This is a genomic window from Frankia sp. KB5, assembly GCF_002099325.1.
Lineage (GTDB): Bacteria > Actinomycetota > Actinomycetes > Frankiales > Frankiaceae > Frankia > Frankia casuarinae.
The window spans coordinates 1-8686 of the sequence record NZ_MRUJ01000090.1 but is presented as its reverse complement, the minus strand read 5'-3'; the positions used below and the strand labels follow the sequence as shown (position 1 = coordinate 8686).

The following is an 8686-nucleotide window of genomic DNA, read 5'->3' as shown; positions in this document are numbered from 1 at the left end:
GCCCGTGGAGCCGACCGTAAGACCCGCGCAAGCGGGCGGGTGGCTGGGAAGCGGGAACCCGGCACGGCCACGGCCGGTCAGACCGGGGGTGCCTCGCCGAGAGGCGAGGCGGCATGAGCGGACGCTATCAAGCGCTTTCATGCAACGGTTCTTGGGCAGAGCTGGTTGATCGTCGCGATCGTGCTGACGACCGTAGCCGCCGCCGTGCTCCTCATCGTGGTGCTGCCCGGACAGCGTGACGTCCTCGACGAGATCGTCGCCGGATCCCCGGCCGTCCCCGACCGTGCGCAGGATGGTGGCGCGGTGGCCATGGATGGTGGCGCGGTGGCCATGGACGCGGCCGCGGCGCGCGCCCGCACGAGCGGTCTCGCGATGGCGGCCGGTGTGTTCAGCCTGCTCTGGGTCATCGTCACCGTTCTGATGATCATCCGCCCCGGCTCGACCACGAGCGTCTGACGTCCTCCCGGACATCCGGTTTTCCGTCGGGAACCGGCCCGGTGGTGGGATGATCGCCCTCTGGGCGGTGTGTGCGGCAGGCAAGCCTGGAGGATGTCACGTGGGAGAGGCGCTGGACACGGTGAAGCGCGCGCTGGACGCCTTCGACCTCGGTGACGAGGCCTCGGTGCTGTCGCTACTTGACGAGGATCTGGTCGTCGAGGCACCGGGCGGGGTGCGGATCAAGGGGCGCGCGGCGGGCGCCGAGTACAGCGCCGCCTTCCTGGCGGCCTTCGGTGAGATCGACGTCGATACCCACGTGCTGGCCGAGCAGGGCGAGATCGTGGTCGAGGAGTACACGCTGACCGCGACGCACGTCGGCGTCTACCGCGACCCGGACGGTACGGAGCTCGCGCCCACCGGGCGTCGGATCAACCTGCGTGTCGTCGAGGTCTACCGGGTCGAGCGCGGCCTGATCACCGAGAACCGGCTGTACTTCGACCAGACGCGGCTCGCTCGCCAGCTCGGTCGACCCGCCTGAGCCGCCCCGGGCCTGGCGGCCCCGCCCCGGGCTGGCCGGGCGTGAGAGCCGACGGGTCCAGATTCGAGAGCTGATCGGCATGGACCTACTGCCTGCGGAACCCGGCTGACCGGTCATGCCCGGGGAGAAGGGGGTGCCGGTCAGCCGACGGGACTGACGGACTCGATGTTGGCGATGGCGAACTCGCGCTCGGCGTTGCGCAGGTGGCACCAGGAGTCCAGCCACCGGCCGAAGAGCTGGTTCGGCTGGATGCGGCGGACCGTCCGGGTGCCCTGCTTGTCCCGGTAGGCGATGACCACATCGCTGCGGCGTTCCACCGCGTCCGCCAGCACGGCGAGCTCGGCGTCGTTTAGCCGTCCGTTCATCTCGCCGAGCCGCTGGGCCAGGTCGGTCAGCAGGGTGACACCGTCGTCATTGCCGGTGCGCAGGCGCTGGGCGAGTTCGTCGGCCGTCAGCCGCCGTCGGGTCGCCGGCGGACCGGCGGGGGACCCTCCGTGCGGTCGGGACGCCCGGGACTCCCGGGACGGCTGTGCCGGGGCCCCCCGCGGCGCCTTCCGCCCCGGTCCGCTCGTCACGATGACGGTGCCCGTCGCGTCCTCGGCGACGGGGTAGAAGCCCGTCCGGCGCAGCTCGGCGAGGACCGTGTCCAGTTCCACCGGGCTGGCCAGCACGGTGGGGGCGAGCCGGGCGAGGTGCAGCTTCGCCAGTGTCCGGGTGTGGAGGATCTCGGCGGTCGTGGGCTCGTCGGCGAGGACGGCGCTGCGCATCCCGCGGACCCGCACGTGTCCGTGCCGGCGGGCGACGTCGGCGATGAGGTATTCGAGCGGCTGCGGGAGACCGTGGTCGGCGATGGCGCGTAGCTGTTCGAGCAGCTCGGTGGCGGACCATCCGGCGTCCATCGCGGCGCGGACGCTGGCGGAGGTGAACCGCCAGGTCCCGGCCGCGCCCCGGGACTCCGGCACCGCCGCGGCCCGCAGGAGCTGGGATATCGCCGCGCTGGGCTGGCCGGACACGACCGCGGTGAGATCGGACTGCAGGATCAGGCTGGACGGCGTCGCGGGCAGCAGCTCGGCGCAGCGGTCCGCCAGATCCCGCACCGTCCTCGCGACCTGCGCGGCGAGCTCGTCCGCGGTCGAGACGATCATAAGCCCGACGGTGGCAGCCGCCGCGTCGGTGGTGCTCGGCGCGGCCTCGATCAGGGCCTGGCCGGGCTCGGACAGGACGTCGAGGGCGAACACCCCGAGCAGCTCGGCCTCGCGGATCGACGCCGCCACCTTGATCTTGCAGGTGGCGGCGTCGTAGCCGTGCAGGGGGAAGAACCAGTCGAGGTTCTCAGCCGTGAGCCGCACCGACCGCCCGCCGGCCGCCGCGCGGATCAGCACCCGGCGAATCTGGCCCGCCCCCGACCCGATGGGCAGGGGCGGCGGGACGTCCTTCTCGTCGGCACCCTCGCGGCTCGTCGGCGCGTGCTCCAGAGCGTGCCACGCCGCCGCCAGCGTCGCCCACTGATGGCTTGGCGACTCCTCCCGCCACTCCTGGAACCGCGGGCTCGGTGCGTAGCCGCCTTCGGTGAAGGCCAGCAGGCCGGCGGCCGCGACCAGGTCGATCCACAGCGGCAGCTCGGCCAACGGTGTCGACAGCCGCTTCGCCAGCCGGGCCCGTTCCCGCCCACCGACGCCTCCTCGCTTGAGCGCCACGACGGGGGCGGCGGCGGCCTCGTCGAGCAGGGCGGTCACGGCGCGGATAGCGCCCTGGGCGGCCGCCTGGGAGCTCGACCGGACGGCGGCCTCGTTCACCTCCGGCCGGGGAATGTCCGGCGGCCCGGTGAGCCCCAGGTCCTGCCTGGCCAGCCAGGCGGCGACCGCGACCTCACGGGGGAGCTCCGGCCGGTTGCCGACGCCCAGCACCAGCCCCGCGGTGATCAGCTGCCTGATGGACCGCGTGGCTGCCCTGCGGTCATGGATCTCCTCGAAGGGCGTGTAGGGGAACATGTAGGGGAAGTAGCCGCCGGCCGTGGCCAGGCGCAGGTCATCGAGTTGCTGCCGCGCCGGGGCGGGCAGGGAAGCGATGATCGTCGCGATGCGGCGGGCATCGGACATGAGTTCGGTGAGCCGCGCGACCAGCTCGGTCTTGCGCAGGTTTTCGGCCGGAGCCCCGAGCGCCGTGACCGCCTTACGCAGATCCTCGACCAGGACGTTGCGGGCGATCTTTGCGACCGGGCGGGCGGAGCTGATCTCCTCGACCCAGTGGTTGTGCAGCGGCTCCGGGAGTCGGACCACCGTGTCGGTCCAGGCGAGGCCGCGGGCGCACAGATCGTCCACCCCGGCGCGCACCGCGTCCGGTAACGCGCCCAACAGCTCGGCCATCCGGGRCACCGTCGCGGACTCCCCCAGCAGCGCCGCCGCCTGGCCGACCCGGAGCGTGTCGCGGTTCAGCTCCCACAGCGCCGCCGCCAGCGAATCCGGGCTTTCCAGCCGCTGCGCGAGCTGCCCGAAACCGCGGGGTACCGGCTCGATCAGCACGTCCGGACGCGAGCGGAGCAGAGCGGCCAGCGCCGGCAAGTCCAGATCCGCAAGATGGTCAACGAACGATCGTGGTGTCATCCCCTCCATTCTTATGCGCGCCGAACGGGCACGGTCGCCCGGTCTGCCGGTAGCAGACATCCGAGACCACGGTCGCCCGTTCCCGATCCGTCCGGATTGCGAGCGCACCGGTGGCGCCGGCGAACGGCATCGGCGCCCTCCGGACGGTCGCCGGTACCGCGGACGGTCGCCGGTACCCCGGGCCTCGCCGTCGTTGCCGGTGCGGCCTCACTGATAGCCGATGTGGAGGACGGTGGGGCTGGTAGGCGCATCGCTGTCGATGACGACCGTCGGCCCGTCCGGACCACCCCCGGGACCACCGGCCCAGCCGAAAGTGAACATGTAGCTGTGCCCCGGCGCGATCCGGAGGTGGGAGTTCTGATCCAGGAGGCGCTCACCGTCCACCGAGATTGACTGGACGTGCAGGATCCCCGGTCCTTTGTCAGTGATTGTCAGGTCGGTCTGCCGCCCGACGCCGCTCACCGCGCCGGTCTCGTACGAAACGTTGATCACCGGGAGTGGATGATACGTCGAACGGCGGATCATGGCGCCGGCAGGCAACGCTGAGAACAGAATGAGCAGTATTGCGGTGACCATGATGGATACGGCGCGGCGGGACGGGTGCCGGGTACGGGCCGAAACGGATTGCGCCGCATCCCCCATAGCCCCGGAGTCGTCGGTAAGGACGGGCACCAGATCGAGGTGCGGGCGRCACACCGACCTGCCCGGTGAGGGGAGCATGGTTTCCTCCGCGCTGTATTTCCAGAAATCTGTCATCCCGACCCGAGGATACTAGGGGCCCGGTACGCTGAGTGGTCAGGTCCTACGGGAACATCTCCACCGGACCGGAAGCATGAGCCCATCCGGGGTATGCGGATACCCCTTGCGGGCACCCCCGGTGAATGTGGACGCAGTCGGTCATCCGGCCCGTGCTGTCGGGCAATGGTCGGTAACTGGAATGGTCCTCCCGGATGGCGGTCAACGGCGGTCAACGGCGGTCAACGGCGGTCAACGGCGGTCAACGGCGGTCAATAGCGGTCAACGGCAGGCGTGACCGCCGCCCGGACTTGCGCCGGTTCGACACAGATGTATCGGTTCTCCCATCTTGYGAATGTTGTCATCGATGGTTGGACGGGCAGGGGCGTTCCGGTGTCAACCGCATCGGGTTCTCACCGGCCCGGCTGCCCGCCCGATGCGCGGCCCGATAATCCGGACGGGAATACGTAAACGTGAAACGGAATCGARGGGCTCGGCGCGCCGTTGTCATTGAGTGGGGAAGTTCTGGTAGGGAATAGCGGATCGGAGAACACGTGAGAGACGCGAGAGAGGTTCAAATATGCGTCGACCCGTTAAGAGAAGAACCGGGCGAGCTGTCGGTGTCCGTCGCATTCTGGTGACCATCGGAGCCGCCGTCACGCTCGGTCTGCTCACCACCGGCGCGGGCTGCCAGCCGCCCGGCACACCCTGCCCTCCCTACCCACCCGTCCCGCAACCCAACTGCCAGCTCATCCCGAACTGACGTGTCCGGCCGCGGCGGGTCACCTGTCCGGGTGAGACGCCGCGCAGGGCGCAAGGGAGGGAAGATCGGTGTCCCACACGCGGGTCCATCGGTGGTCGGCCGTCCGGGTCGGTCGCCGGTGGGCCGCGATGGGCTCACCCCGCCGCGACATCTGCCGTGTCCGCGACATCTGCCGTGTCTGCCGTGTCTGCCAGGCCGAGGTGGTGCACGACGGCCCGCGGAACCTCGGCGAGTCCGGCACGCACCCGTGGGTCGCTCACCGTGCCGTCCGGACCGATGGCCTCCCTTGCCACGGGCAACGACGCGCAGGCCGACGCGCTGACGTTGGCAGCCACCTGGTCCAGCACCGTCCCCAGCTCGGCCCGGGYACCCCTCCCCCGGCTCGGGGCGGCCACGTTGACCCAGGCAGCGGACTTACCGTAGAGCTCCCCGCCGCCGATCGTCCAGTCGATCAGGTTCTTGAAGCTTCCAGTTCTTGAAGCTTCCAGGTAGCGCGCCTGCGTACTGCGGGGTGCGGAACAGCACGACGTCGGCCGCTGTGAGCTGCGCGCGCAGTTCGGCCCCGGCAGGCTGGGGCGCGTCGTCGCTCTTGCCGTAGCCGTGCTCTTGCCGTAGCCGTGCTCTTGCCGTGGCGGTGGTTCTTCGATGGTGGGTTTCGACGGTGGGTGCGGCCGGGCCCGGTTCCTTGACGGCGGCCCGCCGACTCCGGCAAACAAGATGGATGCGGACCATTTCCCCTGGTGAAACAGGGTTCAGGCAAGGGTTCAAGCAGGCCGGAGCGGTACGCGGGGTCACGTCCTCCCACGGGGACGCCATCTCGCCCGGACCGGTGGTCGTACGGTGAGCACGACCTCCGTCGACGGGCTGGTGGGGCTGGATGGCGTCCTCGGTGACGTCCTCGCCGCCTATGATCTCGGCCCGTCGCCGCGGGCGAGCCTGCTGCATGTCTCGGAGAACGTCACTTACCGCGTGGACGACCCGGCGACCGGCCGGCGTTGGGCGTTGCGGCTGCACCGGCCCGGGTACCACACTCTCGTCGAGATTCACGGGGAGCTGGCGTGGGTGGCTGCCCTGCGCGCCGACGGCGTGGTCGTGACGCCGCCGGTCGTGCCGACGAGGGCGGGTGGGCCCGTGGCGACCGTGGCCGCGACCGGAACCCTCCCGCCGAGTGCCGCCTCGCCGGATCCCGCTGGGCTGGATCCCGCTGGGCCGGATGGTGCCGAGCGGCACGCCGTGTTGTTCGAATGGGTCGACGGACGTTCACCGGAACCGACGGACCCCATGTCCCTGCGCGGCGCGTTCGGGCAGCTCGGGGACATCACCGCGCGGCTGCACCGGCACGCGCGGGAGTGGTCCCGCCCGACTACCTTCGCCCGCTTCGAGTGGACCTGGCGGAGCATGCTCGGCGACGCCGGCCGGTGGGGGAGCTGGTCGGAGGGCTTGGTCACCGCGCTGGCCGACGGCCCCGGCCCGCCGGGGGACGGCCCGCGGGGGGACGGCCGCGCGGCGTTGGGCCTGCTGAGCCGGGCCGCGGCCGACATCGAGGCACGCCTGGCCGCCTTCGGCACCGGGCCGGACCGGTTCGGGCTCGTCCACGCCGACATGCGGCTGGCGAACCTCCTGGTACCCCGGGATGCGTCCACCGGGGACGTCTGCGTGATCGATTTCGACGACTGCGGCTTCGGCTGGTACCTCTGGGATCTCGCCGCGTCGCTGTCCTTCATCGAGCACCTCGACGAGGCCGGCGACCTGGTGGCCGCCTGGCTGGCCGCCTACCAGCGCCAGCGCCCGCTCACCGCGGACGACGTAGCGATGATCCCTACCTTCGTCCTGTTGCGCCGGCTGCTCCTGGTGGCCTGGCTGGGCACCCATCCGCACTCGGACGCGGTGCCGAGCGCCTCCGAGTACGCCCGGGACAGTTGCGAGCTGGCCGAGGCCTATCTGGGCGGGCGGTTCCTCACCGGCTGAGGCGGCGGCCCGCGGCCAGGCCTGACCGCTGGCTCGTCCCGCCCGCCCGAAATCCCCGAGGACCGGCACGCCCGGACCACTCAGCGGCCGGTGAAACGGGGCGCGCGGCGCTCCGTCGAGGCGCGCACCCCCTCGGCGAAGTCCTCGGTGGCCCGCAGTCTGGCCTGCTCGGCGGTTTCCCGCTCGGTGGCCGCCCGGATGACGGGGACGAGATCCGCCCACATCGTCTCCCGGATGCTGCGCACGGCCAGCGGCGCGGCGGCGGTGACCTCACCGGCCAGCGCCACCGCGGCCTCCCGCAGCTCGGCGTTCGGCACGAGCCGGTCGGCGAGGCCGATGTCGAACGCCTCCTGCCCACCAACCCGGCGACCGGTGTAGAGCAGGTCGAGCGCCTTCTGCCGGCCGACGACCGCCGGCAGGGTCACCGAGATGCCGAAGCCCTGGTGCAGCCCGATCCGGGAGAAGTTCGCCGCGAAGCGGCTGTCCGGGCTTGCGACCCGGAAGTCCGCGGACAGCGCGAGCCCCAGCCCGCCGCCGACCGCGCTGCCCTGCACCGCGGCCACGACCGGTATCGGGGAGGCGAACAGCCGTAGCGCCTCGCGGTAGAGGGCCGGCGCCCCCTCGTCCGCCGAGATCGCCTCGGCCGCACTCGCGCCGGAGAAGTCGGCTCCGGCGCAGAAGTTCCTGCCCTGGGAGCACAGCACGACGGCACGGACGTCGGAGTCGGCGCCGAGCTTGTCGTAGATGTCGGCGAGGGTCTGGATCAGGCGCACGTCGAAGAAGTTGTGCGGCGGACGGCAGACCTCGACGACGGCGACGTGGCCGGGCAGGGTCTGTACCGCGATGTCTCCGGACTCGCTCATGATGATCCTCCGTCGGGTCGTCCGTGCTGGTGCCGGCGGTCCGCCGTGCCGGCGGGGTCTCCTCCGTCCGACATCGTCCATCCTGACCGAAAACGCCTCGCGGGTCGCGTCACGGACTGGGCCTGGACCGGGCCTGGACTGGGCCTGGAGTGAGCGGACTGAGCCTGGAGCGAACGGAGACGGACGCGGCTGACCTCCCGTTCCCTGACGACGAGTTCGACGTGGTGCTCTCCTGTTTACCGACTAGATCATGCTCACGGTGTTCAATGTGCTGTGCTGACCGGACAGCCGCCGCGTCAGCGGCCGGGGGCCGGCCAGAAGGTCGCGAGCGGAATCGGGGAGTCGGCCGGGTCCGAGGAACCGAGGACGACGTCGGCGGGGGTGATGGCGTTCGCGTCGCTGTACGGCCCGCCCAGCGTGCCGAGATCGGTGAAACGGCCGTCGCGCCAACGGAACGCGTGCCCGTTCGCCGTGCCGGCGACGGTTCCCCGGTCGTTGATGGCGGTCACCCCAAAGTCGCCGCTGGGCACGCTGATGGTCGCGCGCTGGCCGTGCCACCAGACGAATGCATGGTTCGACGAGCCGCGGCTCAGGACGAGGACCTGGCCGGCGTTGTTGATCCCGATCGCCCAGGATTCGGTGTCGCCGGGCGGCGTACCGAGGTCGATCAGACGACCGCGTTCCCAGAGGAAGGCGTGGGTGTGCCCGTCGGCCGTGTCGCTGTAGCCCACGATCTGCCCGGCGTCGTTCGCGGCCACCGCGGTGCTTGACGGGCCGC

General features: G+C 71.3%; 9 protein-coding genes and 1 pseudogene. 4 read left to right on the top strand and 6 right to left on the bottom strand.

Features of this window, described 5'->3' with window-relative positions; translation table 11 throughout:
- Positions 1-180: 180 nt before the first annotated feature.
- Both KBI5_RS10450 and KBI5_RS10445 read left to right on the top strand, forming a co-directional pair.
- Positions 181-456: a hypothetical protein gene (locus tag KBI5_RS10450; protein ID WP_023841527.1), complete on the top strand. Its 276-nt coding sequence runs from the start codon at positions 181-183 to the stop codon at positions 454-456.
- A 100-nt stretch (positions 457-556) separates the two neighbouring features.
- A complete protein-coding gene (locus KBI5_RS10445; protein WP_011437807.1) occupies positions 557-976 on the top strand; it encodes an ester cyclase in 420 nt (139 codons plus the stop codon).
- A gap of 140 nt (positions 977-1116) precedes the next feature.
- Here the strand turns inward: KBI5_RS10445 and KBI5_RS10440 are convergent, their stop codons facing one another.
- Together KBI5_RS10440 and KBI5_RS10435 are read right to left on the bottom strand one after the other, a co-directional pair.
- The gene (locus tag KBI5_RS10440; protein WP_241882801.1) at positions 1117-3579 is read right to left on the bottom strand and encodes a helicase-associated domain-containing protein; all 2463 of its coding nucleotides are present in this window, start codon (positions 3577-3579) and stop codon (positions 1117-1119) included.
- 207 nt (positions 3580-3786) lie between these two features.
- Positions 3787-4071: a hypothetical protein gene (locus tag KBI5_RS10435; protein WP_131728932.1), complete on the bottom strand. Its 285-nt coding sequence runs from the start codon at positions 4069-4071 to the stop codon at positions 3787-3789.
- Between the two features lie 823 nt (positions 4072-4894).
- Between KBI5_RS10435 and KBI5_RS10430 the strand changes: the two genes are divergently transcribed.
- Positions 4895-5077 carry a hypothetical protein gene (locus tag KBI5_RS10430; protein ID WP_085015119.1) on the top strand — a complete coding sequence of 61 codons (183 nt, stop codon included), beginning with the start codon at positions 4895-4897 and terminating at the stop codon, positions 5075-5077.
- A 134-nt stretch (positions 5078-5211) separates the two neighbouring features.
- Here the strand turns inward: KBI5_RS10430 and KBI5_RS27755 are convergent, their stop codons facing one another.
- Both KBI5_RS27755 and KBI5_RS27750 read right to left on the bottom strand, forming a co-directional pair.
- Positions 5212-5424, bottom strand: a complete 213-nt coding sequence (locus KBI5_RS27755; RefSeq protein ID WP_070982437.1) for a hypothetical protein — start codon at positions 5422-5424, stop codon at positions 5212-5214.
- A gap of 67 nt (positions 5425-5491) precedes the next feature.
- Complete coding sequence (locus tag KBI5_RS27750) at positions 5492-5809, bottom strand: NAD(P)H-dependent oxidoreductase (protein WP_235186954.1); 318 nt, start codon at positions 5807-5809, stop codon at positions 5492-5494.
- A 108-nt stretch (positions 5810-5917) separates the two neighbouring features.
- Between KBI5_RS27750 and KBI5_RS10420 the strand changes: the two genes are divergently transcribed.
- The gene (locus KBI5_RS10420; protein ID WP_011437803.1) at positions 5918-7045 is read left to right on the top strand and encodes a phosphotransferase; all 1128 of its coding nucleotides are present in this window, start codon (positions 5918-5920) and stop codon (positions 7043-7045) included.
- An 80-nt stretch (positions 7046-7125) separates the two neighbouring features.
- Here the strand turns inward: KBI5_RS10420 and KBI5_RS10415 are convergent, their stop codons facing one another.
- Together KBI5_RS10415 and KBI5_RS10410 are read right to left on the bottom strand one after the other, a co-directional pair.
- Positions 7126-7908, bottom strand: coding sequence for an enoyl-CoA hydratase/isomerase family protein (locus KBI5_RS10415; RefSeq protein WP_011437802.1), 783 nt, complete (start codon positions 7906-7908; stop codon positions 7126-7128).
- A gap of 296 nt (positions 7909-8204) precedes the next feature.
- A pseudogene (locus KBI5_RS10410) lies at positions 8205-8686 on the bottom strand (HAF repeat-containing protein); the annotation flags it as partial.